Raw genomic sequence first — 26,792 nt, forward strand, 5'->3', positions numbered from 1 at the left:
GAGCGTGCACCGGTTGTTGCCGCCCGTGGGCCCCTGTGTAATCGTGTCAGCGTGGATCAAGACGGCCCCGAGAACATCTTCTCGGCCACCACGTCGGTGGCAGACGACCGCGTCACCGTGATGGTGACCGGCGAGGTCGACATGTCGACGGCGGACGAGATGTTCCGCGCGGCGACGGACGAGAGCGCCCCCCGGGTCACCCTCGACCTGCGCGGCGTCACCTTCTTCGACTCGGCGGCCATCCATACCCTGATCCGGCTCGCCGAGCGCTATCCCGCGGCCCTCGAGGTCATCCCGTCGCCGCAGGTGCGGCGGGTGCTCGACATCTCCGGGCTCAGCGGCCAGCCCTGGCTGGTCACGAGCGACTGAGCAGCCGGCGCAGCGTCACCGACGTCCCGGTCTCCGAGCGCTCCACGGTCAGCTCCGACAGGGCGCCGATCAGGGCCAGCCCGCGCCCCCGGAACCCGGTCCCGGTGGCCGGGCGCCAGCTGCCCGTGTCACGCACGGTGGCGGTCACCGAGTCCTCGTCCAGCGTGACCTCGACGGTGATCACCGGCTCAGCCGGGGCGACCGGGTGCTCCACCGCGTTCGCCGCGGCCTCGGAGACCGCCACCATCAGGTCGAAGATGTCGTTCTCGGGCACACCGTTGGCCGTCAGGAAGTCCTCCAGCCGCCGGCGCAGCACGCTGAGCCGGGTCGGGTCGGCGGGCAACCGCAGGACGAACTCCCGCGGTTCGGTCGCCTGCAGCGCCAGCAGGGCGATGTCGTCGCGCCGGGTCTGCCGGGCGGCCTTCTCCAGCAGGTTGTCGAGCAGGTCCTCGACGTGGTCGGCCGGCTTGGCGAGGTCGGCGCGCACCTGGGCGAGGCCGATGTCGATGCCCTGCCGCCGGTCCTCGACCAGCCCGTCGGTGTAGAGCAGCAGCCGGTCGCCCGGCTGCAGCTCGGCCCGCAGCGTCGGATATTCGGAGCCCGGAACGGCGCCGATCGGGGGCCCCAGCGCCGAGGTGTAGAGGAACTCCCCCTCCTCCCCCGGCGTGGCGTGCACCGGCGACGGGTGCCCGGCTGCCGAGAAGTGCAGCTCCCGGGCGCGGGGATCGAAGCGTACGCACACCACGGTCGCGAACTGCCGCCGGCCGAGGTTGTCCACCAGCCGGTTCAGGCGGGTCAGGGCCTCCCCGCAGTCGAACCCCTCGAGGATGTACGCCCGCAGCGCGTTCCGCAGCTGTCCCATGCCCGCGGCGGCCTGCACACCCTTGCCGACCACGTCGCCGATGACCAGGAACAGCTGGTTGCCGGGGGCGGCGATGACGTCGTACCAGTCGCCGCCGACCTCGGCCTCGCTGCTGCCGGGCAGGTAGCGGCTCGCCACGATCGCGCCCGGCACCCGCGGCAGCGACTGCGGCAGCAGGCTGTGCTGCAGGGTGCTCGCGATGCGGTGCTCGGCCTCGTAGAGCCGCGCGTTCTCCAGGCGCAGGCCGATGAGGCGGGCGAGCTGGGTGAGCAGCACCGGCTCGACCGGGCCGTCCGGACCCGACCAGACCTTGAGCTCGCCGAGGCTCCCCCCGGAGGTGTCGGGCAGCGTCAGGACCTCGTCCGGCTCCGCGGTGGCCGACGCCCCGCCGTCCAGTTCCGCACGGGCGCCGGGTGCGGTCAGCACGACCCGGCCGGCCGAGGTCATCGCGAGCACGTGCCGCGCCGCGACGTTCAGCACCTCGGCGGTGGTCCGTACCGTATTCACCGCCGCCGCCGCGTCGACCAGGCCGCGCAGCCGGCTGATGATCTGCCGGCGCAGCTGCCCGAGCTCGAGGTTGGCGCGGACCCGGGCGGTGAGGTCGCGCGCCGAGAACGGTTTGACCAGATAGTCGTCGGCGCCGGCGGCGAGCCCCTCGACCGACGATTCCTCGCCGGCGCGGGCGGACAACACCACGATCGGGACGTCCCGGGTACGTTCATCGCCGCGTAACGCCTTGATCAGGCCGAACCCGTCCAGCCGCGGCATCATCACGTCGGTGAGCACGAGGTCGAACGGGTCGCGCCGGGCCCGTTCCAGGGCGTCGAGGCCGTCGACCGCGGTGGTCACCTCCCAGTACGGCCGCAGCAACCGCGCCACGTGGTCGCGCAGGTCGGCGTTGTCGTCGACGAGCAGCACCCGGCCCTGCCGCGCGTCCTCGACCTTGCCGGGAACCGCCGCGGACTCCGCCTCGCCGGTGTCGCCGATCCACCAGTGCGCCTCCTCGACATAGAGGCGGGCCTGGTCGTCGTCGGCGGCGGCGGTGCGCTCGTCGAGGATGCGGTCGGCGGGCAGGTGGCCGGTGCCCAGCGGTACGGTGACCGTGAACGTGCTCCCGGCGCCGGGTTCGCTGCGCGCGCTCGCCGTGCCGCCGTGCAGCTCGGCCAGCTCGCGCACCAGGGCCAGGCCGATGCCCGTACCCTCGTGGCTGCGGGACCAGGAACCGGTGACCCGGTGGAAACGGTCGAAGAGCAGGTGCTGATCGTCGGCGCTGACGCCGACGCCCGTGTCCTCGACCTCCATGACCGCGGAACCGTCCCGCTCGAAGAGGCGCACGGTGATGCCGCCCGACGGCGTGAACTTCACGGCGTTGGAGAGCAGGTTGAAAACGATCTTCTCCCACATCTCCCGGTCGACGTGGACGGGCGCGCTCAGCGGCGGGCAGTCGACGTCCAGGCGCAGCCCGGCCCGCTCGGCCGCGGAGCGGAAGGTGCTGGCCAGCCGGGCGGTGTAGTCCGCCAAGTCGGTCGGCCGGTAGGCGGCGCGCAGCCGCCCGGACTCCAGCCGGGAGAAGTCGAGCACGGTGTTGACCAGCTTCAGCAGCCGCAGGCCGTTGCGTTGCATCGGCATCAGCCGCTCGCGCTGCTCGTCGCTGAGCCCCTGGCTCGCGAGCAGGTCCTCGAGCGGGCCGAGGATCAACGTCAGCGGCGTGCGGAACTCGTGGCTGACGTTGGAGAAGAAGTTCGTCTTCGCCGCGTCCAGCGCGGCCAGCTCCGCGGCCCGCTTCCTTTCCTGCTCGTACGTCCGCAGGTTCGTGACCGCCCGCGAGATCTGCGACGTGGCCAGGTCGAGGAAGTCCCGGTAGCCGCCGTCCAGGGCCAGATTGCGGCTTACCCCCACGACAAGCGCGCCGACGTCGCTGCTCCCCACGCCCACGGGCAGCACAAGCGCCTCGTCGGCGGCGGGCTTCGGCGGCCGGGCCGTGACGGCGGCGATGGGCAAGGTCGCCGGCCGGTCGGTCCGCATGACCTCCTCGACGACCCGCAGCGCCTCGCCCGCCAGCGGCAGGCACCCGCTCTCCGGCACCCCCGCCACCGCGGCCAGGGACAACGCATCCCCACCGGCGGGATCGTCGAGGTACAACGCGGCGAACGGCACGTCGCCCGGGTTCTCGCCGAGGACCTGCGCGACCTGGACACCGAGCGCGGCCTGGTCCGGCGAATCGGCCAGCCGGGAGCCGAGCTGGCTGAGGGTACGGACCCGGCGATCGGCGAGGACCCGCCGGGTGGTGTCGCTGACGATGCAGAACACGCCGCCCACCGTGCCGTCGGCGAGCCGGATCGGGTCGTACGAGATGTCGAAGTACGTCTCCTCGAGGAACCCGTACCGCTCCAGCATGAAGGGGTGATCGGCGGCGTAGTACGACTCGTCGGCGGCGGCCACCCCGTCGAAGAGCTCCTGCAGCACCGACCAGGTCTCGGCCCACATCTCCCGCCCTGGACGCCCCAGGTGCCCGGGATGTTTGCTGCCCATCGTGGTGATGTACGCGTCGTTGTAGAGAGCGCAGTAATCAGGCCCCCAGAAGAGCACGATCTGCGCCTTCGATGCGAGCATGGTGGCAACGGCGTGCCCGAGCTCCGGCGGCCAGTCGGCGGGCGGCCCGAGCGGGGTCGTCGTCCCGTCGAGGGCGAGCATGCGCCCGCCCATCTCGCCACCACGCTCGAACGCCGTCCGGAGCCGCTCCGGCAAGGCGCCGCCCATGCATCCTCCGGTGGTTCCGATCGAACGAGACCTGCACCGTAACCGTAGCTAGCCTTGGCCGCGTGACAACCCCGGGCCTCGAACTGGCGCTGACCGCATCGCCCCTGCTCCCGCTGCCGCCGCCCGCAGACGAACTCCTGCGCGAGCTCGGCGCGCCTCCGCGGCTCGGCGCCCACCTGCGCGCGGTCCACGACGTGGCCTGGACGCTGACCGACCGGCTCGGCCGGCTCCGGCCGGACCTGGATTTCGACACCACGGCGATCCTCTTCGGCGCCGCGACCCACGACATCGGCAAGATCATCCACCTGGACGAGCTCGCGCGGCCCGGTCACCACCACGAGGCCGCGGGCCGCGACCTGCTTCTCCGGTACGGCGTGCCGAACGACCTGGCCCGGTTCGCGGCCACGCACGGCTCCTGGACCGCCCCGGAGTGCGGCCTCGACGACCTGCTGGTGAGCGTGGCGGATCAGGTGTGGAAGGGCGTGCGGATCGGTCCGCTGGAAAACCGGGTAGCGAGCTTCCTGGGCGACGCGTCGCTCCTGCTCGACGACATCCTCCGGGAACTGGCGGCCGGAGCGGACGAACGGCTCGCCTTCCAGTCCTCGTTCCCGGTCTGAGACCGCTCAGGCCGCCATCGTCGTCCGGGAGAGGTCGGAGCGGCCGGCGGCGGCTTCCACCAGGGCGGCGAAGACGCGCAGGTCACCCGTACGTTCCGGATGCCATTGCACCCCGAGAGCGAAATGCCGGTCGCGGTCCTCGAGGATCTCCACGATCCGGTCGTCGGGGCACCACCCGCTGACCGTGAACGTGCCGGGGTCGTCGACCGCCTGGTGGTGGAACGAGTTCACGGTGAGCCGTGCCCCGAGCAGCCCCATCGCACGGGAACCGCGCTGCAGGACGACCTCGTGCCGCCCGAACGACGAGGCGTCGGCGGCCAGCGGGTCGGTGCCGGCGGCCGCGCGGTGCCGGTCGTGGCCGACCAGGTCCGGCAGGTGCTGGTGCAGGGAACCCCCGGTCGCGACCGCCATGATCTGCATACCCCGGCACACCCCGAGGACCGGCAGGTCGGCGTCGAGCGCGGCCCGCATCAGCATCAGCTCGGACCGGTCCCGGACGGGATCGGTGTCGGTCGACGGATGCGGCTCGGCGCCCCAATGCGACGGATCGACGTCACCGCCGCCGGCGAAGACGAGGCCGTCGAGCGACTCGATGACGTCGGTGCCGGGATCGTCCGGCGTGATGAGGACCGCTCGCCCACCCGTGGCGTGCACAGCCCTGACGTAGGACATCGGCAGCATTCCGGCCTCGACGTCGTTGCCGTTGTACCGAACGTGCTGGGCGTACGAGGTCAGTCCGATCAAGGGCCTGCGCATGGGGTGCGATCCTCTCGGTCTCCAGGTCTCCGCTATCGGCGGGCCGAAGCGAAGCCTTAGCCGGATTCCCGGCCACGGGTGGGAAAGGGGGGATTACGACGTCGGCTCCGCGGCCCCTGCAACTTCCTTACCGCCGGGCGCCGCACGCCAATCTGTTGATCACCGACGTTTTCCGCCGGCGATTCCATTGCTGGGGAAACCGCGCGGCCGGCCCGGGCCCGGGCCGCCTGCCAGGCGGTTTGGTCGTGGCGCCGGACCTGGCTCGACATCGTCGTCAGCAAAGCCGCAACGGCGCCCACTCCATTTCCAACGTTAACTCCGCCCACCAATTCCGGCGAATGCGTCGTTCACCCCATCGGGTCACGAACTGCCGCAGCACCCACGAGAGCGCCGAACAACCGCTTGTCCCGTACGACTTCCGGATGCCATTGCACACCGAGCACGAACGCCCGCGCCGGATCCTCGATCGCCTCGACGGTCCCGTCATCGGTACGCCCACTGATCATCAGCGATCCCGCATCGGTGACGCCCTGGTGGTGGTAGCACTGCACGAACCGGTCGTCACCCATCAACGCGGCGATCCGGCTGCCCGGGGCGAAGGTGGCCTCCTGCCGCCCGTACACGGCGGGAGCGGGCCGATGCCCCTCGTGCCCGACCACATCGGGCAGATGCTGGTGCAAGGACCCCCCGGCAGCGACGGCCAGCAACTGCATCCCCCGGCACACGCCGAGGATCGGCAGGTCGGCCTCGAGAGCGGCGCGGGCGAGGAGCAGCTCGGCGGAGTCGCGGTCGGGCCGGGTGACGGTCAGCGGCCCGGGTTCGGAGCCGTACAGCTCGGGCCCGACATCGGCGCCCCCGCTCAGCACCAGCCCGTCGAGCACCCGGACGACATCGGCATCGAGATCGTCGGGCGGCAGCAACACGGCACGCCCCCCGGCCGCCTGCACTGCGGCGACGTAGTCGTGCGGGAGGAGGGCGGTGGGCAGGTCGTGCCAGACTCCCCAGGTCGCGGGCTCCACATAGGTGGTGATGCCGATGACGGGACGCATCACCCCAACCTAACCATCAGCCCGTACGGATCAAGTGGGTGCTTCCTGCCAGCAGCGGCTTTGTCCGGGCCGGCTCTCTCCGCGGCTGCGCGGAAGGCGGCATTCTCCGCGGCACCGGCTCTGTCCCGACCTCGCGGCAGCGGCTTTCCAGGGCCACGCGTTACCGGCTTTCTTCTTGGCTGCACGGAACCGGGCTGCGCCGGGGCTTGCACGAAACCGGCTTGGCCCCGTCGCTCCCGGCCACCCGGAGCAGCTCGACCCGCCGCCGCTCCCGGCCACCCGGACCAGCTCGACCCGCCGCCGCTCCCGACCGCCCGAGCCGGCTCGACCCGCCGCCGCTCCCGGCCGCCGGAGCCGGCTTGGCCTGGCCGCAGGTGAACCGGCGCCTTCACTGCCGGACCGGAGCCGCGGGCACGAGCGCGCGGCGCCCGCCTCGGTGGGCCGGCGCCGCGCTCGGGCCCGTGCGACCCACCGGCACAGCGATCGAAGCGTGCACCGGCGGGGACTCGACCCCTGCGACCTGCGTGAGCAGGTCGTGATCGATCGGTGCCCGCAGCCCGATCCCCCTAAACAAGTCGTTCGGGTGCGAATGTGCCAGGTTCACCGGCTCCGGGACTCCACACAGCACGATGTGCCGATCAACGAGCCAGATTCATCCGTCGCAAATCCGTCAGCGCCTCGGGCGCGCCAACTGGTCGACCGCCCGCCCGTCGCGGACCGACCCGGCCCGACCCGCAAGCCAAGAGCCACTACCCGTCGCGGACCGGCCCGGCCCGCAGGCCAAGAGCGACCACCCGTCGCGGACCGACCCGGCCCGCCCGGCCAAGAGCGACCACCCGTCGCGGACCGACCCGGCCCGCCCGGCCAAGAGCGACCACCCGTCGCGGACCGACCCGGCCCGCCCGGCCAGGAGCGACCACCCGTCGCGGACCGACCCGGCCCGCCCGGCCAGGAGCGACCACCCGCCTCGGGCCGGGTCGCGAACCGACCCCACGCCGCAGCCCGGGCCGCCGCCGGCCGGCCATCCGCCGACCGTGGTTCTACCAACCGGCCGCCATGCCCGCCGCAACTCAGCCCCGGCCCGACACCAGGATCGGACGGATCACGACGGCGCACGAACAGACCAACCGCCGCCGTCCCGAGGGGACCACGCACTCGGAGTCCCACCATCCGGACGCCAAGCGACCACCCCGCCCGCCGCCTCGGCCGCGATCCGCCCCCGCCGGCCAACCCTTGACCGCCTCCCGCCACCCAAGGCACGCCGCCCGCCGCACGACACCAGGGGGGCCGGGGCAGAGATCCGCCACCGCATCTGCCGCGATTTCAGGGCTCAGGGACACCCGTTCGCGGCCGACAAAAGTGATGAGGGGTTCACACGGACAGCAGAGGGAGCACCATGGGTCTGTTCCGGCGGCGGACGGGCACTTCCGGCCTGCACAAGGTCGTGGAGGAGATGGGGTTGGAGCAGGTGGTGGCGCAGTCGCCGGCCAGCCTGCTCATCACGGACCGGGAAGGCACCATCGTTTACCGCAACGCGGCCGCGCTGGCGGTCGCCGCGAAGGTCGCGGGCGACCTCAACGACTCGGTGCTCGACCAGCTGCGTAAGGCACTGCGGGACGCGATCTTCGAGGCGAAGTCGTTCCCGTACACCAAGTCTTTTCACGTGCAGGCGGACGGGCGCGACTCCTGGGCCCAGGCGACGATCAACAAGCTGGACGCCGGATACCTGGCGACCTGGTCCGAGATCACGGCGGAGCACCAGCGCCGGATGGTGCTCACCGAGACCGCGCATCAGCTGACGAGCGCCGTCGAGTCCTTCGAGCGGCTGATCGCCGGGCTGTCCCGGGACACCGACGAGGTGTCCGCCCGCGCCGAGGCGGTGGCCAGCGGCACCGAGCAGCTGACCGCGAGCATCCGTGACATCTCCTCGAGTACGTCCACGGCGGCGAACAACACCGGCACGGCTGTCCTGTCCGCCGGCACCGCCAACGAGCGCATCACCGAACTGGGCGAGTCCAGCACCCAGATCGGCGCGGTCGGTGAGCTGATCAAGTCGATCGCGGAGCAGACGAACCTCCTGGCGCTGAACGCCACGATCGAGGCGGCCCGCGCGGGCGAGGCGGGCAAGGGCTTCGCCGTCGTCGCGGGCGAGGTGAAGGACCTCGCCCAGCGCACCAGCGATGCCACCGGCCAGATCGCCCAGATGATCGACGCCATCCAGTCCGACAGCGTCGGCGCGGCCGGCTCGATCGAGGAGATCGTCCGGCTCATCGGCCAGATCGAGGGCGAACAGAGCAGCATCGCCAGCGCGGTCGAGGAGCAGAGCGCAACCGCATCGGAGATCAGCTCCAGCGTGTCGGCGGTGGCCCAGGCGGCCCACTCCTCGGCGAGCGCGGTGGAGGACCTCAAGACCGCGGTGTCGCTGCTCTCGGAGAAGGCCCAGCGCCTCCGCGAGCTGGTCTGACCACCGGGGTAGACGGCGGCGGCGAGGCGGCGGCAGCCGCCCCGCTCAGCAGGGCACCACACCGCGCCGAGCCGGGCCGCGCGGGCCCGAGCCGGTCAAGGCTGGCCGGGCCCAGCCCGGCGAAAGCCGCGGTCGAGCCGGAGTCGCGGCCGGGCCCAAACCCCTACAGCGGCGTCACATATGCCCCCGTGATGCCCCCATCCACGACGAACTGCGCGGCCGTCATGAACGACGCGTCATCGCTGGCCAGGAAGGCGACCGCAGCCGCGATCTCCTCCGGTTCCGCGAATCGGCCCATCGGTACGTGCACCAGCCGCCGCGCCGCCCGCTCCGGGTCCTTGGCGAACAGCTCCATCAGCAACGGCGTGGCGACCGGCCCGGGACAAAGGGCGTTGATGCGGATGCCCTCACGCGCGAACTGCACGCCGAGTTCCCGCGTCATCGCGAGCACCCCGCCCTTGCTCGCCGTGTACGCGATCTGCGACGTCGCCGCCCCCAACAGCGCGACGAACGACGCGGTGTTGATGATCGAGCCCTTGCCCTGGCGTTGCATGTGCGGGATCGCGTACTTGCAGCAGAAGAACACGCTGGTGGTGTTGACCTTGAGCACCCGTTCCCAGGCGTCGAGGCCGGTGACGAGGATGGAGTCGTCGTCCGGCGGGGAGATGCCCGCGTTGTTGAAGGCGATGTCCACCCGGCCGTGCCGCTCGGCCACCCCGTCGAAGAGGGCGCGTACGGACTCCTCGTCGCTGACGTCGCAGGCGACGAACTCGCCGCTCACCTCGTCCGCGGCGGCCTTGCCCGCATCCGACGAGATGTCGGCGCAGACGACCTTGGCTCCTTCGGCGGCGAACCGCCGGGCGGTCGCCAGCCCGATGCCGCTGCCGGCCCCGGTGATGACGGCGACCCGATCCTGCAAACGCTCCACTGCCGGCCCTCTCAGCTGTCCGTCGCGATGAACACGTTCTTGACGTCGGTGAAGCTGAGCAGCGCGTCGGGCCCCAGCTCGCGGCCCAGCCCGGACTGCTTCATCCCACCGAACGGCGTCCAGTAGCGCACCGAGGAGTGCGAGTTGACGCTCAGGTTGCCGGTCTCCACGGCCCGCGACATCCGCAACGCCCGGCCGAGGTCGCGGGTCCAGATCGAGCCGGAGAGGCCGTACTCGGTGTCGTTGGCAAGCTCGATCGCCTCGGCCTCGTCGTGGAACGGCATCACGGACAGCACCGGCCCGAAGACCTCCTCGCGCCAGTGCCGGTCGCTGGAGGAGCGGGCGAGCAGCACCGTCGGCGGGAACCACCAGCCGTCGCCCGCGGGCGCGTCGCCGGTGAACGCGACCTCGGCCTCGCCGGTGTAGGACGCGACCGTGTCCCGGTGCGCGGCGGAGATCAGCGGGCCCATCTGCGCGGTGTCCAGGCTCGGGTCCTGGACCCGGAACGCCTTGACGGCCGGTTCGAGCAGCGCCAGGAAGCGCTCGTACACCGACTCCTGCACGAGGAGCCGGGACCGCGCGCAGCAGTCCTGCCCGGCGTTGTCGAACACTCCGCCCGGTGCGGCCGCCGCGGCACGCTCCAGGTCGGCGTCGGCGAAGACGATGTTGGCGCTCTTGCCGCCCAGCTCGAGGGTCACCCGTTTCACCTGGTCGGCGCAGCCTGCCATGATCGACTTCCCGACCTCGGTGGAGCCGGTGAAGCACACCTTGCGGACCGCCGGGTGCGTCACGAACCGCTGCCCGACGACGCTCCCCTTGCCCGGCAGCACCGTGAACACGTGCTCGGGCAGGCCGGCCTCCAGCGCCAGCTCGCCGAGCCGGATCGCGGTCATGGGGGTCAGCTCGGCCGGCTTGAGCACCACGGTGTTGCCCGCTGCGAGCGCCGGCGCGAACCCCCATCCGGCGATCGGCATGGGGAAGTTCCACGGCACGATGATGCCGACCACCCCGAGCGGCTCGTGGAAGGTGAGGTCGATGCCGCCCGGCACCGGGATCTGCCGTCCGGCCAGCCGCTCCGGGGCACCCGCGTAGTAGTCGAGCACGTCCCGGACGTTGCCCGCCTCCCAGCGCGCGTTGCCGATGGTGTGCCCGGCGTTGCGGACCTCGAGCTCGGCGAGCTCCTCCAGATGGTCGTCGACCACGGCGGCGAAGCGTCGCAGCAACCGCGCCCGGTCCCCGGGCGCCACCTCACGCCACGACACGAATGCTCGCTGCGCCCGCTCGATCGCGGCATCGGTTTCGGCCAACCCCGATGACGGTACGGCGCCCAGCACACCCCCGGTCGCCGGATTGATCACCTCAGTGCTGTCCACGCCCCACCTCCCCCAGGATGATCACACGCCGTGCGCTCACATCCGCTCGAAGCCACGGCGTAGCTCCCAGTCGGTCACCGCGGCGTCGTATGCCGCCAGTTCCACCCGGGCCATGTTCGCGTAGTGCGCCACGACGTCCTCCCCGAACGCCGCCGCCCCGATCGGCCCGTGCTCCCACAGCTCCAGCGCGTCCCTCAGCGTCGACGGCACCCGGGGCGCGCTGCTGTCGTCGTACGCGTTGCCCTGAAACTCGTCCTCCAGCGTCAGCTCGTTCTCGATCCCGTGCAGCGCCCCGGCGATCAGCGCGGCGATCGCCAGGTACGGGTTGACGTCCCCGCCCGGCACCCGGTTCTCCACCCGCATGCCCTCGCCGTGGCCGGCTATCCGCAACGCGCACGTACGGTTGTCCACGCCCCAGCGCAGCGCCGTGGGCGCGAAGGAGCCGGGCTGATAGCGCTTGTACGAGTTGATGTTCGGCGCGAAGAGCAGGCTGAACTCGCGCATGGTGGCGAGCAGCCCGGCGAGCACCCGCTGTCCCGTGATCGACAGGTGGGCCGGCCCGTCGCCGAGCATCGCCGAGCGCCCGTCCTCGCCGCGCAGCGAGAAGTGGATGTGACAGGAGTTGCCCTCGCGCTCGTTGGGCTTCGCCATGAAGGTGAGCGCCATGCCCTGCTGCGACGCGATCTCCTTGGCGCCGTTCTTGTAGATCACGTGATGGTCGGCGCAGGTGAGCGCGTCGGCGTACCGGAATGCGATCTCGTGCTGGCCGAAGTTGCACTCGCCCTTGGCGCTTTCCGGCACCAGCCCGGCGCCGGCCATCTCGTTGCGGATGCGGCGCAGCAGCGGCTCGACGCGGGCGGTACCCAGCAGGGAGTAGTCCACGTTGTACTGGTTGGCGGGGATCAGGCCGCGGTAGTTCTTCGCGAAGGCCTGCTCGTAGGTGTCCTTGTAGAGGACGAACTCCAGTTCCGTTCCCGCGTACGCCTTCAGCCCGTGAGCGGCGAGCCGATCGAGCTGCCGGCGCAGGATCTGGCGCGGTGACGCGTACACGGGGTGGCCGTCGGTGGTCTCGAGGTCGGCGAGGACCATGGCGGTGCCGGGCTGCCACGGCACCGGCCGCAGGGTGGAGAAGTCGGGCTTCATCACGAAGTCGCCGTAGCCGCTGTTCCACGAGGACATCGCGTACCCGTCGACGGTGTTCATGTCCACGTCGACGGCGAGCAGGTAGTTGCAGCCCTCGCTGCCGCCGGCGACCACCTCGTCCATGAAGTAGCGGCCGTGGAGCCGTTTGCCCTGCAGGCGGCCCTGCATGTCGGTCAGGGCCAGCAGCACGGTGTCGATGCTGCCGTTGGTGACGGCGACGTCGAGGTCCTCGAGATCCATGAGTGCAGTCCTATCGCATGGGGCCGACAAAATCGCGGGGGCCGGGCGAAATGCCCGGCCCCCGGCTCACGATCATTCCGGTGGGGTGGGGATGGTCTGCTCGCCGTGCGCGGCCTTCTCGATGAGATTCTGCTTCGGTCCGGTGAACCAGTTCTTCGCGCTCACGATCCACCAGACGGCGGCCGCGCCGACGACGACCGCCACGGCGACGATCGTGTAGTTGAACGTCTTGGCCGTGATCGGGCTGGCCGTCGGCAGGATGAACAGCACGCAGATCACCGCGACCCAGATGATGGCGATCCAGCCGATCGGGGCGCTCCACCGGCCGAGGTTCCACGGCCCCGGCTCGAACTCGGGGCTCAGCCGGCGCAGCAGCACAGGACCCACGTACGCGATGTAGAGCCCGATGACCGCGATGGACGTCGCCGCGAGGTACGCGGTCGTGTTCCACAGCGACGGGAGCACCAGCAGCGTGCTGATCGCCACGCACAGCCAGATGGAGTTCGTGGGCGTACCCGTGCGGGGATTGACCTGTTTCCACAGCCGGGATCCGGGCAGCGCGCCGTCGCGGGCGAAGGCGAACGCCATCCGGGAGTTGGCGGTGACGGAGGCCATGCCGCAGAACCACTGCGCCACCATGCAGATGAACAGCAGGAACGTGCCGAGGTCGTGGCCGACGGCGTCGATGAAGATCTGCGCCGGCGGCAGCGCGAGCGGGGTCTTCAGCTCGGCGCCGTAGTCCTGGATCGACCACGTGATCGCGAAGAGCAGCACGAAGCCGGCGATCACCGAGACCACCACGGACATCACGATGCCGCGGGGAGCGGCGCGGGACGCGTCGTGGGTCTCCTCGGCCACGTGCGCCGAAGCGTCGTATCCCGTGTACGTGTACTGCGCCATCAACAGGCCGATCAGGACGGCGTAGGCGCCCGCGCCGGCGAACGTGAAGCCCGTCTCGTTGCGAACCTCGAAGAAGACCTCGGAGATCGGCTTGTGGTTGTCGGGGATGGCGGCCAGCAGCACCACGATGACCGCGACGCCGATCAGGTGCCACCATGCGCTGACGTCGGAGAGCAACCGTACGAGGTTCACGCCGAACGTGTTCAGCAGGCCGTGCACGACGATGATCACCAGGAAGATCAGGAACGTCCGCCCGGCGGTGACCTCCATGTCGAAGGCGAGGCCCAGGAACGCCGAGGTCGTGATCGCCGCACCGAAGTCGATCGCCGCGGTGACGGCGACCTCGCCGAGGAAGTTGAACCAGCCGACGAACCATGCCCACGCCGCCTTGTTGCGTCTGGCGAGGGCGGCGGCCCACCAGTACAGCGCGCCGGCGGTCGGATAGGCGGAGCAGACCTCCGCCATCGCCAGGGCCACGAAGGTGACCATGACGCCGACGAAGAGCCAGCCGAGGGTGATGGCGAGCGGTCCGCCGGCGGTCATGGCGATCCCGTACGAGGTGATCGCGCCGGCCAGGATCGAGATGATGGAGAAGGAGACCGCGAAGTTCGAGAAGCCGGACAGTCGGCGGTGCAGTTCCTGCTGGTAGCCGAGCTGGGCAAGCCGTTCTTCGTCGGTGCTGGGGACAGGGTCAGCGCTCATGCAGGCTCCCTAGACCGAGGGGCGGCTGTGACCTGGGCCACTGCCGTTCGGTGATGATCTACCCACGGCGTGACACCCGTCAATGAGCGGGGTTAATTGCGTTGCCGGGCGCGAATCGCAGGCCGCACACTCGTACGCATGTCAGGGCAAACGCACGCGTGGCGAACACGCGCGGCCCTGCCGGTGTTCTGACGCCGCATCCGGCGCGCGAGCCCTCGGCAGGCATCGCGAACACCTGGGAGCGCTCTGCGAAGCAGCTCCCCCACCCGCGGCGGCGCGGGGCGCGGTCACCTCTCTCTCGACACGGCTCCCGCTGTGCCACGCGCCCGCCCCGCGCCGCCGCCTCTACTTCGCCGACACACGAAAATCTACAGCGGCGAGTCTAGAAATTGACACGCGATCGGCCTAACATCGGTGGAGTCGGCGACGCACAGCCGGCACGCAACTGGCACAGAACCTGTTGGTTAAGGAGGACGAGATACCGCAGCAACGCGTAATCGCCACGTCCCCGAATCGACAAGAGGTGATCGCAGCCGATGCCCATCACTCAGGCGGCCCGCTAGCGGCACGCAAGCGGACCGGCCTAGCCGACGACGGTCGGCAGCAGAATTGAACATCCAGGGCCCCGGTAACCCGCCGGGGCCCTGGACTGTGCTCGCGAAGAAAGGAAGCATGAGCTCCGCGTTCGACGACGCCGACTTCCCGGCGTACACCATGGGCCGGGCCGCCGAGATGATCGGTGTGACCCCTGCCTTCCTGCGCAGCCTGGGAGCGGCCGGCCTGCTCGCGCCGGAACGCTCCCTGGGCGGCCACCGCCGCTACTCCCGGCACCAGCTCCAGCTGGCCGGGCGCGTTCGTCAGCTGCTCGACGAGGGCATCCTGCTGGCGGCCGCCTGCCGCATCGTCACCCTCGAGGACCGCCTCGCGGCCGCACACCGCCGCATCATCGAGCTCGGCGGCACCCTCACCGCGGAGGACGACGTGGATCTCCCCACCCAGACGCACCCCGACATCGCTACGACGAAGTACTACCCGACTCCCCGCACCGACCGCTCCCCCTCGGCGCCGTAGCGCACGGCGGCCAGACTCGATTCCCACAGCAACCGGGCCCGCTCCGCGCTGGTGGAGCGGCCCGTGGCCACGAACGGCCGCTGCCACGCGAAGTAGCCGCCGGGCACCAGCCCGCGCGGCTCTCGCGCGAGCCAGACCAGCGTGCCGGCGCCCTCCGCCGGAGTCCGGAACAGCACCGGCACCAGGCCGGCCAGGGAGAACACCGGACTGCGCCGGCCGAAGCGGCTCCGGATCAGGCCCGGGAAGAAACAGGTCGGCACTATTCGGTACGTCGACCAGCGCCGCGCCGCCTCCACCGTGAAGAGGAGGTTCGCCTGCTTGCTGGCACCGTACGCGAGCCATCTGCTGAATTGGCGCCGACCGGGACGCCGCACGTCCAGCGTGCCCCACGCCTCGGCCGCGGAGCCGGTCGTGATCACCCGGGCCGGCCCCTCGGCGCCGGCCGCCGCCCTCAGACGGTCCAACAGCAGGTGGGTCAGCAGAAAGCCGGCCAGGTGGTTGGTCTGCATGGTGGGATCGAACCCGTCGACGGTGAGCCGGCGTACGGATGCGAGCTGCCCCGCATTGTTGACGAGCACATGGATCCGCTCGCGATCCGCAGCGATCTTGGCGCCCACCTCGCGCACCTCGTCCAGCACGGCGAAATCGGCCCGGTAGGCCGCTGGCGAGGACCCACCGACCTCGCGCACCGCCTGCACGGCACGCTGCAGGCGTCCCGGATCCCGCCCCAGAAGCACCAGGTCGTCGCCGCGACGGGCCAGTTCCACCGCCGCGGCCAGGCCGATGCCCGAGCTGGCTCCCGTGATCACCACCGTGCGCGCCATCGGCCCATTCGATCACGACGGCTAGCTTGGGCTCATGAGACCCGACGCCGCCCGCGCCCGCGGAGCAGCCGCCGGCTTCGCCATCCCGGCGGGCGCGCTGATCATGCTGATCGCGCTGGTCGTCACCCCCGGTTCGTGGTTGCAGGGGTACGTGAGTGAGGCGGGCACCGCCGCGGCGCCGTGGGCGACCGCGTACCGATCGGGTCTGATCCTGCTCGCGGCCGGAGTGGCACTGCTCGGACTGGCGCTGCGTCCGGCCTCTCCCTTGCTCGCCGCGCTGCTCGGCAGCGCCGCCCTTCTCGCCGGCACCTCGGGAGCCGTGCCGTGCACCGATCGGTGTCCGCTGCCGCCCTTCGAGCCGACTACCTGGAGTGACCTCCTTCACACCACTGCCAGCATCCTCGGAATGGTCGCGCTGACCGCCGCCATGACACTTCTGGCCTGTTCATCGGGTTACCGACCAGCGATGCGACGGCTCGCGGCGGCTTCGGTGGCGCTGACGGTCCCCCTGGGCGGGGCGCTGGGCCTGACCATGCTCTTCGCAGGCCGGGGTCCGCTCGGTGCGATCTTGGAGCGCATCTTGCTGACGGTCGCGGTGAGCTGGCTGACGGGAACGGCCCTCTTGACGCTATTACGTAATTCCGTAAAAGTGGAGCCATGGAAGCCTCCCCTCCCGACCCGCTCGAGCACCGGGTCTCGGAGCTAGAACGTCGCTTCGCCGAGCTGATCAGCAGGTTCGCGGACGGCGAACCGGCGCCCGCCCGCCGGAAGCCCCCGGACGTCTTCTGGGCGCTGGAGGGGCTCCGCGAGCGGATCGGCGACGACAACGCCGGCGCGGTCCTCTTCACCGGCGCGGTCAACCTGCCGACCGGCGAACACTACGAGTGGCAATACGGCACCGCCGTCGACGACATGTTCGAGGCGGACTGGTCGGACTGGGCTGGAGCGCTGGGCGCCCTCGGCCATCCGGTCCGGCTGCTGCTGCTGCGCCGCGTGCTCGCCGGCACCCGTACGGCCACGGAGCTCGCCGCCGACGAAGCGCTCGGCACCACCGGCCAGCTCTATCACCATCTGCGCCAGCTCGTCGGCGCCGGCTGGCTCCACTCCTCGGCGCGCGGGCAGTACGCCGTGCCCGGAGACCGCGTGGTGCCGCTGCTGGTCGTCCTCTCCGGAGCCAAGCGATGACGTGCGGCCCCGGGCGGACGTCAGGCGACGCGCCGGACGATGGACAGCAGCGACTGCTCGACGTCCTCGATGGGGCGTTCCGGCTGGAAGACCAGCCAGTCCACCGCCACCACCAGCCCGATGCCGAACAGCGCCGACGCCGCGACCCGCACGTCCAGGTCCGCCGGCAGGTCCCCGGTGTCCACCCCGGCCTGCATCGTCTCGGCGATCACCCCGATCGCCTGCTCGCGCAGCAGCACGAGCGTCTGCTGCCACTCCCGGTTCGTCCGCCACATCTCGGAGAGCAGGAGCTGCGCGAAGGCCCGGTAACGCCGGATGTATTCCAGCTGCGCCCGCACCAGCGCCGCCACCGCGTCCCGGGGCGGCAGTCCCTCCACCGCCGCCCGGAACTCGTCGGTGAGCAGGCCGATGCCGTGCCGGAGCAGCTCCTCGAACAACGCCGTCTTGGAGGCGAAGTTGTAGTAGACCGTGCCCTTGGCGACCTTGGCCCGCAGCGCGATGTCGTCCACCGTCGTCGCGGAGAAGCCCTGCTCGGCGATCAGCTCCACCGCCGCCTCGTACAGGCGCTGACGGGTGTCCTCGCGCCTGCGGGTCCTACCGTCCACAGTTCTCAGATCACCAGCTCCGGGTGCAGGTCGGACGAGGTCAGGCGGCGCTTGCCGCGGGCCACGACCATGGTGAGCGCGAGGGCGCCGAGACCGTACGCGAGCAGCGCAAGCACGCCGGTGACCACCGTACCTCCCGACCCTCCGTTGATCGTGTGGCGCAACGCCTGCACGACGTACGTCATCGGAAGCCAGGGATGAATCGCCTGGAAGAACCCGGGCTCCGTCTGCACGGGATAGGTGCCGCCCGACGAGGTGAGCTGCAGCATCAGCAGGGCGAGCGACAGGATCCGGCCCGCCGGCCCGACCGCCGCGCCCAGCAGCTGCATGATCGCCGTGAAGCCGGCCGCGGTCAGCATCAGCACGCCCAGCGTCTGGCCCGGGTCCACCGGCCCGAGGTCGAGCGCGAAGACCACCACGAGGAAGAGCACGAGCGCCTGAACGAGTCCCACGGCCAGCGCGGGCAGGAAGCCGGCCAGCGCCACCCGGTAGGCCGGGGCGCCCGAGACCACGTACCGCCGGTTCAGCGGTCGCAGCACCATGTAGGTGATCATCGCGCCGACCCAGAGCGCAAGCGCCAGGAAGTACGGGGCGAACCCGACGCCGTAGGTGGCCGCCGCATGGCGTACGTCGCGGTTCAGGCCCACCGGATCGCCGAGCAGGTCGGCACGGTCGGAGGGGTCGTCGCCGAATCCGGGGATCTGGTCCGCACCGTCGCTCAGCCCGGACGCGAGCTTGGCGGCGCCGCCCTCGAGGTCCCCCAGGCCGTCGGCGAGCCGGCGCCCGCCGTCCGACAGCGTCCCCAGTCCACCGTTCAGCTGACGCGCACCCGAGGCGAGCTGGAAGATGCCGCCCCGCAACTGCGTCGCCCCGGCCGCCGCGTCGGAGGTGCCGCTGTTCAGCTGCTTGGCCCCAGTAGCAAGGTCGTTCAGCCCGGACGCCAGCTCGTCGACACGGGCCCGGGCCGCGGCCACGTCGTCCGCCAGGTGCGGAGCCGCGGCCGCGACCTTGCGCGCGGTGACCGCCACGTCGTGCAGGCGGTCGCTCAGCGCATCGAGATCGGCGTCGTGCACCACGGTCTGCACCCGCTGGGCGGCGGCCAGCAGCTGATCCGCCAGCGCCCGGGCCTCGTCACGGTGCGGCGTACCCTCCGGCAGTCCATAGACGAGCTCGCGCAACTGCTTCGCCTTGGTCACGGCATCGTCCGCCGCGTCGTCCAGCCGGTCGACGTTCCGGGACAACAGATCGGCACCGTTCGCCACCTGATTCGCCGCGTCCTCGATCAGCTCGGCGTTGTCCCGCAGCACCGGCTCGACCCGGTCGGCGGCGGCGTCGACGACGGTCGCGAGCTGACGGCCACCCGCGGCGGCTTGCTGCGTACCCGTGGCCAGCTGAGCCGCCCCCGCCTGCAGCGCCGCCAGCCCGTCGGCGAGGTCGTCCGCGCCCCGCGCGGCCGACCCGAGCCCTCCGGCAAGCTGACCGGCGCCCTTCTCCGCATCGGTGAGCCCACCCTCGAGCTGCCCGGCGCCCTTGTGCGCGCTGCCCAGCCCGTCATCGATCTGATGCGCGCCGTCCGCGGCCTCGGTGGTCTTCTCCTTGATGTCGGTGAACGCGATGAGCATCTTGTCGAAGTACCCGGCCTGAGCGCTCTGCGCGGCGGAAGCCCTGACCTCGGTGAAGACGGTCCGCGAGAAGACGCCGGAAAGGTAGTTGTTGGCATCGTCGTTGACGACGAGAAGCTGCGCCGCCTTGGGCGTGGCGTCGGCGTCCGGCCCGGTCGTCAGATTCGTCGAGAAGTCCCGCGGAATGCGCAGCGCCAACTGGTACCGCCCATCGGCAAGCCCGGCCTCAGCGCCACGCTCATCGGTGACGTGCCAGTCGAAGACCTCCCGATCCATGAGCTCCTTGGCGAGGTCCTGCCCCGCGTGCACCTTGGTCCCGTCGCTGGCCGTAGCGGCCCGGTCCTCCATCACGAGCGCGGCGGGAATGTGGTTGAGCTTCCCGTAGGGATTCCAGAACGCGGCCAGATAGAGAGCCCCGTAGAGCAACGGAATAACACAGAGAATGACGAGCGCGGCCACCGGAAGCGGGCCGCGCAGAAGCCGGCGCAGCTCGAAGCCGGCGAGGCGCAGACTGGGCAATCGCTTCACTTCTGCTCTCCAACGTGCGTCTCGTGCTGTCCCTGGGTGCCGGCCTTCTTGCCGTTCGCGTTGACCACGGGCGAGTCCACCTTCGTGCCGGGATCGCTCTCCGCCGCACCAGGCTCGGCCGTCCTGGGGCCATCCGCCTCGCGCGTAGCCGTCCTGCCGTCCTCCGCCTCAGGCCCAGCGGTTTTGCTGTCGTCCGCCTCGGACCTGGCCGCCAGGGCGACCTGCGTCTCGCGCCCGGCCGCCTCGGCGACCCCGGTCTTGGACCGATCTGCCGAAGGTTGCTCCGTCCGGGGCTTCACCGGCGCTGCCGCCTTGCGCTGCGCCGCCGTGGGCTCGTGGAGCTGCTCGACCTCCGCCCGCTCGTCCGTAGGCTCATCCACCGTGGATTCCTCGGCCAGGGGTTCCTTGGTTCCAGGCTCACCGGCCTTGAGTTCCTGGGTTTTCAGCCCACCGGCGTCCGGGCCGGGAACCGGAACGGCGTCCGCTCGCACCGCCAGCTCTGCACCACCGAGCCGCACCACCGTGGACACCTGCGCCTCGTCCACCTCGCGCGCCGTGACCAGCACCGCGACACCCTGCGCCGCGACGTCGCGGATCTGCCGCCAGAGCGCCTCCCGCTCCGCCGCGTCGAGCCCCTCGTCGACCCCGTCGAGCGCCACCACCTGAGGCGCCGCGATCCGGGCGAGGATCAGACCCAGAACCTGCTTCTCGTACGGGCTGAGCTGCCAACCCCGAGCCCGGGGGTCGAGCCCGTGCCACGCCACCTCCCCCGCCGGCCGCCCGGCGAGGAGAGACCTCTCGCGTACGTGCTCGGCCACCGTCAGGACGGATTCGGGTTCGGAGACACCGGGCACATAGCCGAGGGCCGCCGTACCCGTGAGGTCGACGCGGCCGGCGGACAGCTTGAAGCGCCGGGCCAACGCCAGCAGCACCGTGGTGCGCCCACTGCCGGGCGGCCCCACGATCGCGACGACATCGCCCGGCGAGGCCGCGACGTCCAGGTCACGGAAGAGCCACCGGCGGCGGCGTCGTACGCCCGCGGCCTGAGCACTGAGGACCGACATGAGGAGGCACCCAACTTTGAACTGACTGGTCAGTTCAAAAACATACCCGTAACGCCGATCGATGGGCGCCTCAGGTGGCAGACCTCACGCCCCGCCGCTTCGCACCATCCGGCAAACCTAGGACTCGCCTCAGCACCCGCTGCTGTCACCCGCGCAGAGTTCCGCCGAGCAGGCCGCTTTATTCCCGGGCAGGCCAGCCACGCAGGCGCATCATGCCTGCAAGCACCCGCCGACGGATCCGCCGCCATCGAAACTTGTGCCCGCCGCCACCACCGTCATGGCAGCCCGTACCCGAGCCACCACACACGGCGCACCAAGACACCACCTCGTGCGCAACCGACCACAGAGCGCACGCAATACCGGCAGCGTCTCCCGAAGCGCGGACGCCTCGACCGCCGACCGAGACGCCTCCCTCAAACGCCCGCCAGCCCCACCGGTACACCAGCCGCAGGGCCCCCACCGCCGCCAACCCGCCGGACACACCAGCCGCCGCGCTGACCACCATCCCCAGCCCGCCGGACACACCAGCCGCCGCGCTGACCACCATCCCCAGCCCGCCGGACACACCAGCCGCCGCGCCGACCACCATCCCCAGCCCGCCGGACACACCAGCCGCCGCGCTGACCACCATCCCCAGCCCGCCGGACACACCAGCCGCAGCGCCCACGCCACGAGCCCGATCGACACCCGCAGCAGCGTCCCCCCATCACTGCCAGCCCAAGCGATACGCCAGCCACCCACGAGCCGCGGCGTCTCGTCCAGCGCCAGCCACCCCGGCCGCTTGCGACCAGCCCCGCCTCCGCAGGCTCCAAGTTCTCGTCTTCCGACCAAGCCCCCAGCAGGCCGCAGCACTTCCTGAAGTCCGCCCAACCACCGGCAGCAGCTGAGGAAAACTCCACCCCACTCCCTGCGGCCAGCCCGGTAGACCGCCCACTCGCGACCGGGCAGGATCAAGCCATGGCGACGCGTTGGGGCATGACCGTTCCGCTGGCCGGCGTTCCTCTCGCCGAGCATGCATCGGTGTTCGCAGCGTTGAATGACGCCGGCTTCACCGACTTCTGGTCGAGCGAGGTGAACGGCACCGACGCGTTCACCCCCCTCACCCTCGCTTCGGTGTGGCAGCCCAGCGCCCGCCTCGGCACCGCCATCGCCCCCGTCTTCACCCGCGGCCCCGGCCTCCTGGCCATGACCGCAGCCTCACTGGCCGACGCCGCACCCGGCCGCTTCCAGCTCGGGATCGGCGCCTCGTCACCGGTGGTGGTCGGCGACTGGAACGCCGTCGATTTCACGCAGCCCTTCGCCCGCAGCCGTGACATGCTCCGCTTTCTCCGTGCCGCACTGGCCGGCGAGACAGTCGACCAGTCGTACGAGACCTTCCAGATCCGCCGCTTCCGCCTCGAGCGCCCACCGGCCGTTCCGCCGCGCCTGCTCCTGGCTGCCTTGCGCCCCGGCATGCTTCGCCTTGCCGCAGCCGAAGCCGACGGGGTGATCCTCAACTGGCTGGCCACCACCGACGTCCCCCGGGCACTGGCAGAGGCGAAGACCGACAACCCCGACTTCGACGTGGTGGCCCGCATCTTCGTCTGCCCGACCACCGACACCGCCTACGCCCGCACGATCGGCCGCCGCATGATCGCGGCATACCTGACCGTCCCGGCGTACCTGGAATTCCACCGCTGGCTGGGTCGCGAACCGGTCCTCGCTCCGATGTGGAAGGCCTGGGCAGCCGGCGACCGCAAGGCCGCGCTGGCCGCGATCCCGGACGACGTCGTGGACGAGCTGATCGTGCACGGCAGCCCCGAGGAATGCCGAGCCCACGTCGCCCGGTACGCCGAAGCAGGCGTCAAGGTCCCCGTGATGGCCCTCCTCCCCACCCCCGAACTCGAGAAGGGAGGTGCGGCAGCCTTAGCAGCCCTCATCCCGGCGCTCGGCAATCGCTGAATTCCTAGCCGCGGCGCGGACCGTGTCACTCGACGACGCCGCCCGCGGGGCCAGAGGGTTACGACCGCAAAGGCAGGAAGGGCCACCACCCCAGGCCCGCGCAACTCCCTGGTCCGCAGGAGGCGTCTCGAAGCCGGTGTTGGGTTGGGTCAGCGCCTCTACACCGCGAAGCCGCTGCTGCCGGTGCTGCCGGGGGGTGCCGGGGGTGCCGGGGGTGCCGGGGGGGGCCAACGCGCGCGACGCCCCCGAACCGGTGCTGCGCTTGGTCCGCGCCGTCCACACGGCCCAGCCGGGCGGTGGCCCCATCGATGTCGCCGCACAGCCGATGTCGCCGCACAGCCGGGCATCACGTGGTGATGGCCGATCCGGAGGGCAACGAGTTCTGCGTGGCGGCCCGACGGGGTCCGAGGGGTAGCTGCGCGGCGGTGTGCCAGGGGCCGCCGGGTTCGGGGGTGCCGTGGATGAGGTGGACGGTGTCGATGTCGGCGGTGATGGGCAGGTGGGTGGCGGCTTCGTCGGCGGCGCGCAGGGTGGAGGTCACCACGCAACCAACGTCACCTCACAGCCGACGCCACGGGCAACCAACGCCACCGGCAACCAACGCCGCCGCGCAACCAACGCCACCGCGCAACCAACGCCACCGCGCAACCAACATCACCACGCAACCAACATCACCACGCAACCGACGTTGCCGTTGGGCCGCTGACCGCGGCCGCACGTCCGCGCAGCCGCTGCTGCGGGTGGGTCGGCAAACGCGCCCGTGCGACCCACAGAACCCGCTGCTGCACTCGCGCCGACATCCCGCCCCGCGACGCCACACCACGCTTCGACCAGCGCACCGGTGACTTCGCCCTCCGGCACGGACACCGCGGCCCCAGCTCCCGCGTCAGCTGCCAGGCAGCCGTGACGCCGCCCGGCCGGTGCTGCGGTTGGGTCGCTGTGGCGCCGTACCGTCGAATGGGTTTGGGCATGCAGAAAGGGCGCACCTGAGCGGCGCGCCCTTTCGGTCGGGGGTTACTCGCCGTCGGCGAGGATGGCGTAGAGCTTGCGCTTGGTCTCGTTCAGGATCTCGAGGGCTCGCTGGCGCTGCTCCGGGGTGCCGCTGAAGCCGACCTGGCGCAGGGCGCTCATGATGCCGACCGCGGCGTCGCGAAAGTCCTGGACCTGCGACATCGTGTCGTCGCTGAATTGGGCCCACGGCGGGTTCTCCGCGGCGGTCTGCGCCTCGGCGCGGCCGGCTTCGGTGAGGGAGAAGCGCTTGCGGCCGCCGCTGGCCTCCGCTTCGATCAGGCCTTCGTCCTCGAGGAGCTGGAGGGTCGGGTAGACCGAGCCGGGGCTCGGGCGCCAGATGCCGCCGGTGCGGCTCTCCAGTTCCTGGATCATTTCGTAGCCGTGCATCGGGCGTTCCAGGAGGAGCGCCAGCAGGGCGGGCCGGACATTGGGGCGGCTGCCTCGACCGCCGCGGCGATGGCCGCGGCCGCCGGGGCCCTCATGTCCCCAGCCGGGGCCGCCGAAGCCCGGGCCGCCCTGGCCGAAGGGAAATCCGGGCGGGAACCCGAAGCCGCGCATACGAGCCTCGTGCAGACGACGCATGTGTTCGTGCCTCATGACTATCTCCGATCTGTTGGCGATAGTTAGACGATATATCGGCAACGTGTCGGCTGCAAGGGTTTCTTGGATACGGCGGGGAGCGTCGGGTGTGCGGGGGCCGCCATCTGGCAATCTGATACCTGTGCTGACGGTGCCCATTCGCCAACTCGGGGAGCCCGAGCGGGCGACGGTCGAGCGGATCCTCGACCAAGACCCGTACGCCGGCGCCCAGATCGCCGAGCGCGTAGCGGCCCACGGGCTCAATTGGTGGCGCTCGGACGGGCGCATCTACGGGTACGGCCAGGGTCGCGGCGTCGAATCCTTGTGCTGGTCGGGCGCACACCTGGTGCCGGTCTGCGCCTCTCCGCCCGCCGTCGCGGCGTTCGCCGATCTGCTCGGCGCCGACCCGCGGATCTGCTCCTCGATCATCGGCCGCGCCGACGCGGTGCTGGACCTGTGGGACCGCCTCGGCGGCCACTGGGGGCCGGCCCGGGACGTGCGCCCCCATCAGCCGCTGCTCGTCGCCGACCGGGAGGCGCCGATCGCCCCGGACCCCGCCGTGCGGCTGGTCACCGCCAGGGAGGTCGACCAGCTCTTCCCCGCCGCCGTGGCGATGTACACCGAAGAGGTCGGGGTGTCGCCGCTGATGGACGACGGCGGTCGCGGCTACAAGCGGCGGATCGCGGAATTGGTACGGGGCAGACGAGCGTACGCCCGCTTCGTCGGCGACCGGGTGATCTTCAAGGCCGAGCTGGCGATCATCACGCGGCGGACGACGCAGGTGCAGGGCGTGTGGGTCGACCCGGAGTACCGCGGGCGGGGAATCGCCGCGGGCGCCATGGCGGCCGTCTTGAACGATGCGCTCAGGCGGGTGGCGCCCACGGTGAGTCTCTACGTCAACGACTACAACACCGCTGCCCGGCGGGTCTACGCGCGATGCGGCTTCGTGCAGCAGGGCAGCTTCGCGACCGTCTTGTTCTGACCGCCGCCGACCCTCTTGTGCTGACCGCCGCCGACGCGGCTCAGTGCACCGTCACCTGCGGGCCGGGCATCAGCTCGCGGAGCTCCTCCGGCAGCTCGGCGCCCATCTCGTCGGCGAGGCGCAGCGCCTCCTCCACCAGCGTCTCCACGATCACCGCTTCCGGGACGGTCTTGATGACCTTGCCCTTGACGAAGATCTGGCCCTTGCCGTTGCCGGACGCCACCCCGAGGTCGGCCTCGCGCGCCTCGCCGGGCCCGTTCACGACGCAGCCCATGACGGCGACGCGCAGCGGGACCGGGAAGCCTTCCAGCGCCGCGGTGACCTGCTCGGCGAGGGTGTAGACGTCCACCTGGGCGCGGCCACACGACGGGCAGGAGACGATCTCGAGGCCGCGTTCGCGCAGGCCGAGTGATTCCAGGATCGCCTGACCGACCTTGATCTCCTCGACCGGCGGGGCCGAGAGCGAGACGCGGATCGTGTCGCCGATGCCCTCCGCGAGCAGCGCGCCGAACGCGACCGCGCTCTTGATCGTGCCCTGGAAGGCCGGGCCTGCCTCGGTGACGCCGAGGTGCAGCGGGTAGTCGCACTGCTCGGCGAGCTGACGGTACGCGCGGACCATGACGACCGGGTCGTTGTGCTTGACCGAGATCTTGATGTCGCGGAAGCCGTGCTCCTCGAAGAGCGAGCACTCCCAGAGCGCCGACTCGACGAGGGCCTCGGCCGTGGCCTTGCCGTACTTCTCCAGCAGGCGCTTGTCGAGCGAGCCCGCGTTGACGCCGATGCGGATCGGGACGCCGGCGTCGGAGGCCGCCTTGGCGATCTCCTTGACCTTGTCGTCGAACTGGCGGATGTTGCCCGGGTTGACCCGGACCGCCGCGCAACCGGCGTCGATGGCCGCGAAGACGTACTTGGGCTGGAAGTGGATGTCCGCGATCACCGGGATCTGCGACTTCTTGGCGATCGAGGGGAGCGCCTCGACGTCGTCCTGGGACGGGACCGCGACCCGGACGATCTGGCAGCCGGAGGCGGTGAGCTCGGCGATCTGCTGCAGGGTCGCGTTGACGTCGGCGGTGAGGGTGGTGGTCATCGACTGGACGCTGACCGGGGCGCCGCCGCCGACCAGGACGCCGCCGACGTTGATCTGCCGGCTCTGGCGCCGGGGGGCCAGCGGCGGCGGGGGCACGGCGGGCATGCCGAGACTGACTGCGGTCATTTCA

The 26,792-nt window shown here is 71.2% G+C and carries 22 protein-coding genes; 8 read left to right on the forward strand and 14 right to left on the reverse strand.

Going from position 1 to position 26,792, the window contains the following annotated elements; all coding sequences use genetic code 11:
* The first annotated feature begins 51 nt into the window (after window positions 1–51).
* Window positions 52–369 (forward strand): STAS domain-containing protein, encoded by a 318-nt coding sequence (locus ACIBO8_RS22870; protein ID WP_396117304.1) that lies wholly within the window; start codon window positions 52–54, stop codon window positions 367–369.
* Here ACIBO8_RS22870 and ACIBO8_RS22875 read toward each other — a convergent pair.
* Window positions 356–3,991: a SpoIIE family protein phosphatase gene (locus tag ACIBO8_RS22875; RefSeq protein ID WP_396117305.1), complete on the reverse strand. Its 3,636-nt coding sequence runs from the start codon at window positions 3,989–3,991 to the stop codon at window positions 356–358. The two genes, ACIBO8_RS22870 and ACIBO8_RS22875, sit on opposite strands and share 14 nt — an antisense overlap.
* Window positions 3,992–4,053: 62 nt before the next feature.
* On the opposite strand from ACIBO8_RS22875, the gene ACIBO8_RS22880 reads away from it, so the two are divergent.
* Entirely contained in the window at window positions 4,054–4,608 is a 555-nt protein-coding gene (locus tag ACIBO8_RS22880; protein ID WP_396117306.1) for an HD domain-containing protein, read from the forward strand.
* 6 nt (window positions 4,609–4,614) lie between these two features.
* Here ACIBO8_RS22880 and ACIBO8_RS22885 read toward each other — a convergent pair whose 3' ends face one another.
* Window positions 4,615–5,364, reverse strand: a complete 750-nt coding sequence (locus ACIBO8_RS22885; RefSeq protein WP_396117307.1) for a gamma-glutamyl-gamma-aminobutyrate hydrolase family protein — start codon at window positions 5,362–5,364, stop codon at window positions 4,615–4,617.
* 347 nt (window positions 5,365–5,711) lie between these two features.
* Entirely contained in the window at window positions 5,712–6,413 is a 702-nt protein-coding gene (locus tag ACIBO8_RS22890; RefSeq protein WP_396117308.1) for a gamma-glutamyl-gamma-aminobutyrate hydrolase family protein, read from the reverse strand.
* Window positions 6,414–7,809: 1,396 nt separating this feature from the next.
* Between ACIBO8_RS22890 and ACIBO8_RS22895 the strand changes: the two genes are divergently transcribed.
* Window positions 7,810–8,877, forward strand: coding sequence for a methyl-accepting chemotaxis protein (locus ACIBO8_RS22895; protein ID WP_396117310.1), 1,068 nt, complete (start codon window positions 7,810–7,812; stop codon window positions 8,875–8,877).
* A 163-nt stretch (window positions 8,878–9,040) separates the two neighbouring features.
* Here the strand turns inward: ACIBO8_RS22895 and ACIBO8_RS22900 are convergent, their stop codons facing one another.
* The 4 genes from ACIBO8_RS22900 to ACIBO8_RS22915 form a co-directional block, all read right to left on the reverse strand.
* Entirely contained in the window at window positions 9,041–9,805 is a 765-nt protein-coding gene (locus tag ACIBO8_RS22900) for a 3-oxoacyl-ACP reductase (RefSeq protein ID WP_396117311.1), read from the reverse strand.
* Between the two features lie 11 nt (window positions 9,806–9,816).
* On the reverse strand, window positions 9,817–11,178 hold the full coding sequence (locus ACIBO8_RS22905) for an aldehyde dehydrogenase family protein (RefSeq protein WP_396117312.1): 1,362 nt from the start codon (window positions 11,176–11,178) through the stop codon (window positions 9,817–9,819).
* 36 nt (window positions 11,179–11,214) lie between these two features.
* Window positions 11,215–12,561 carry a glutamine synthetase family protein gene (locus ACIBO8_RS22910; protein ID WP_396117313.1) on the reverse strand — a complete coding sequence of 449 codons (1,347 nt, stop codon included), beginning with the start codon at window positions 12,559–12,561 and terminating at the stop codon, window positions 11,215–11,217.
* Window positions 12,562–12,633: 72 nt separating this feature from the next.
* Window positions 12,634–14,163, reverse strand: coding sequence for an amino acid permease (locus tag ACIBO8_RS22915; RefSeq protein WP_396117314.1), 1,530 nt, complete (start codon window positions 14,161–14,163; stop codon window positions 12,634–12,636).
* 672 nt (window positions 14,164–14,835) lie between these two features.
* Here ACIBO8_RS22915 and ACIBO8_RS22920 point away from each other — a divergent pair.
* On the forward strand, window positions 14,836–15,234 hold the full coding sequence (locus ACIBO8_RS22920; protein ID WP_396117315.1) for a MerR family transcriptional regulator: 399 nt from the start codon (window positions 14,836–14,838) through the stop codon (window positions 15,232–15,234).
* On the opposite strand, the gene ACIBO8_RS22925 is transcribed toward ACIBO8_RS22920, so the two are convergent.
* The gene (locus ACIBO8_RS22925) at window positions 15,192–16,046 is read right to left on the reverse strand and encodes an SDR family NAD(P)-dependent oxidoreductase (RefSeq protein ID WP_396117733.1); all 855 of its coding nucleotides are present in this window, start codon (window positions 16,044–16,046) and stop codon (window positions 15,192–15,194) included. The two genes, ACIBO8_RS22920 and ACIBO8_RS22925, sit on opposite strands and share 43 nt — an antisense overlap.
* Before the next feature lie 46 nt (window positions 16,047–16,092).
* Here ACIBO8_RS22925 and ACIBO8_RS22930 point away from each other — a divergent pair, with 46 nt between their 5' ends.
* Window positions 16,093–16,764: a DUF998 domain-containing protein gene (locus ACIBO8_RS22930; protein ID WP_396117316.1), complete on the forward strand. Its 672-nt coding sequence runs from the start codon at window positions 16,093–16,095 to the stop codon at window positions 16,762–16,764.
* Window positions 16,716–17,243 (forward strand): ArsR family transcriptional regulator, encoded by a 528-nt coding sequence (locus ACIBO8_RS22935; protein WP_396117317.1) that lies wholly within the window; start codon window positions 16,716–16,718, stop codon window positions 17,241–17,243. The genes ACIBO8_RS22930 and ACIBO8_RS22935 overlap by 49 nt, the downstream gene beginning before the upstream one ends.
* A 20-nt stretch (window positions 17,244–17,263) precedes the next feature.
* Here the strand turns inward: ACIBO8_RS22935 and ACIBO8_RS22940 are convergent, their stop codons facing one another.
* From ACIBO8_RS22940 to ACIBO8_RS22950, 3 genes are read right to left on the reverse strand one after another with little or no spacing between them, the layout of a single operon-like run.
* Window positions 17,264–17,848, reverse strand: coding sequence for a TetR/AcrR family transcriptional regulator (locus ACIBO8_RS22940; protein WP_396117318.1), 585 nt, complete (start codon window positions 17,846–17,848; stop codon window positions 17,264–17,266).
* A 5-nt stretch (window positions 17,849–17,853) separates the two neighbouring features.
* The gene (locus ACIBO8_RS22945; RefSeq protein ID WP_396117319.1) at window positions 17,854–19,998 is read right to left on the reverse strand and encodes a YhgE/Pip family protein; all 2,145 of its coding nucleotides are present in this window, start codon (window positions 19,996–19,998) and stop codon (window positions 17,854–17,856) included.
* Window positions 19,995–21,062, reverse strand: coding sequence for an ATP-binding cassette domain-containing protein (locus tag ACIBO8_RS22950; RefSeq protein ID WP_396117320.1), 1,068 nt, complete (start codon window positions 21,060–21,062; stop codon window positions 19,995–19,997). The genes ACIBO8_RS22945 and ACIBO8_RS22950 overlap by 4 nt, the downstream gene beginning before the upstream one ends.
* A gap of 975 nt (window positions 21,063–22,037) precedes the next feature.
* On the opposite strand from ACIBO8_RS22950, the gene ACIBO8_RS22955 reads away from it, so the two are divergent.
* Entirely contained in the window at window positions 22,038–23,003 is a 966-nt protein-coding gene (locus ACIBO8_RS22955) for an LLM class F420-dependent oxidoreductase (protein ID WP_396117734.1), read from the forward strand.
* Between the two features lie 346 nt (window positions 23,004–23,349).
* Here ACIBO8_RS22955 and ACIBO8_RS22960 read toward each other — a convergent pair whose 3' ends face one another.
* Both ACIBO8_RS22960 and ACIBO8_RS22965 read right to left on the reverse strand, forming a co-directional pair.
* Window positions 23,350–23,547 carry a hypothetical protein gene (locus tag ACIBO8_RS22960; RefSeq protein ID WP_396117322.1) on the reverse strand — a complete coding sequence of 66 codons (198 nt, stop codon included), beginning with the start codon at window positions 23,545–23,547 and terminating at the stop codon, window positions 23,350–23,352.
* A 470-nt stretch (window positions 23,548–24,017) separates the two neighbouring features.
* Entirely contained in the window at window positions 24,018–24,611 is a 594-nt protein-coding gene (locus ACIBO8_RS22965) for a PadR family transcriptional regulator (protein ID WP_396117323.1), read from the reverse strand.
* A 124-nt stretch (window positions 24,612–24,735) separates the two neighbouring features.
* Between ACIBO8_RS22965 and ACIBO8_RS22970 the strand changes: the two genes are divergently transcribed.
* Window positions 24,736–25,575, forward strand: a complete 840-nt coding sequence (locus ACIBO8_RS22970; protein WP_396117324.1) for a GNAT family N-acetyltransferase — start codon at window positions 24,736–24,738, stop codon at window positions 25,573–25,575.
* A gap of 40 nt (window positions 25,576–25,615) precedes the next feature.
* Here ACIBO8_RS22970 and ispG read toward each other — a convergent pair whose 3' ends face one another.
* Window positions 25,616–26,788, reverse strand: coding sequence for a flavodoxin-dependent (E)-4-hydroxy-3-methylbut-2-enyl-diphosphate synthase (gene ispG / locus ACIBO8_RS22975; RefSeq protein ID WP_396117325.1), 1,173 nt, complete (start codon window positions 26,786–26,788; stop codon window positions 25,616–25,618).
* Between the last annotated feature and the right edge of the window lie 4 nt (window positions 26,789–26,792).

The organism is Actinoplanes sp. NPDC049681 (genome assembly GCF_044465265.1).
Classification (GTDB): Bacteria; Actinomycetota; Actinomycetes; order Mycobacteriales; family Micromonosporaceae; genus Actinoplanes.

Coding starts and splice junctions, on each gene's coding strand:
- ACIBO8_RS22875 (WP_396117305.1), bottom strand. CDS start 3,991: ATGGGCGGCGCCTTGCCGGAGCGGCTCCGGACGGCGTTCGAGCGTGGT.
- ACIBO8_RS22885 (WP_396117307.1), bottom strand. CDS start 5,364: ATGCGCAGGCCCTTGATCGGACTGACCTCGTACGCCCAGCACGTTCGG.
- ACIBO8_RS22890 (WP_396117308.1), bottom strand. CDS start 6,413: ATGCGTCCCGTCATCGGCATCACCACCTATGTGGAGCCCGCGACCTGG.
- ACIBO8_RS22895 (WP_396117310.1), top strand. CDS start 7,810: ATGGGTCTGTTCCGGCGGCGGACGGGCACTTCCGGCCTGCACAAGGTC.
- ACIBO8_RS22910 (WP_396117313.1), bottom strand. CDS start 12,561: ATGGATCTCGAGGACCTCGACGTCGCCGTCACCAACGGCAGCATCGAC.
- ACIBO8_RS22915 (WP_396117314.1), bottom strand. CDS start 14,163: ATGAGCGCTGACCCTGTCCCCAGCACCGACGAAGAACGGCTTGCCCAG.
- ACIBO8_RS22920 (WP_396117315.1), top strand. CDS start 14,836: ATGAGCTCCGCGTTCGACGACGCCGACTTCCCGGCGTACACCATGGGC.
- ACIBO8_RS22930 (WP_396117316.1), top strand. CDS start 16,093: ATGAGACCCGACGCCGCCCGCGCCCGCGGAGCAGCCGCCGGCTTCGCC.
- ACIBO8_RS22935 (WP_396117317.1), top strand. CDS start 16,716: ATGGAAGCCTCCCCTCCCGACCCGCTCGAGCACCGGGTCTCGGAGCTA.
- ACIBO8_RS22950 (WP_396117320.1), bottom strand. CDS start 21,062: ATGTCGGTCCTCAGTGCTCAGGCCGCGGGCGTACGACGCCGCCGCCGG.
- ACIBO8_RS22955 (WP_396117734.1), top strand. CDS start 22,038: ATGACCGTTCCGCTGGCCGGCGTTCCTCTCGCCGAGCATGCATCGGTG.
- ACIBO8_RS22965 (WP_396117323.1), bottom strand. CDS start 24,611: ATGAGGCACGAACACATGCGTCGTCTGCACGAGGCTCGTATGCGCGGC.
- ispG (WP_396117325.1), bottom strand. CDS start 26,788: ATGACCGCAGTCAGTCTCGGCATGCCCGCCGTGCCCCCGCCGCCGCTG.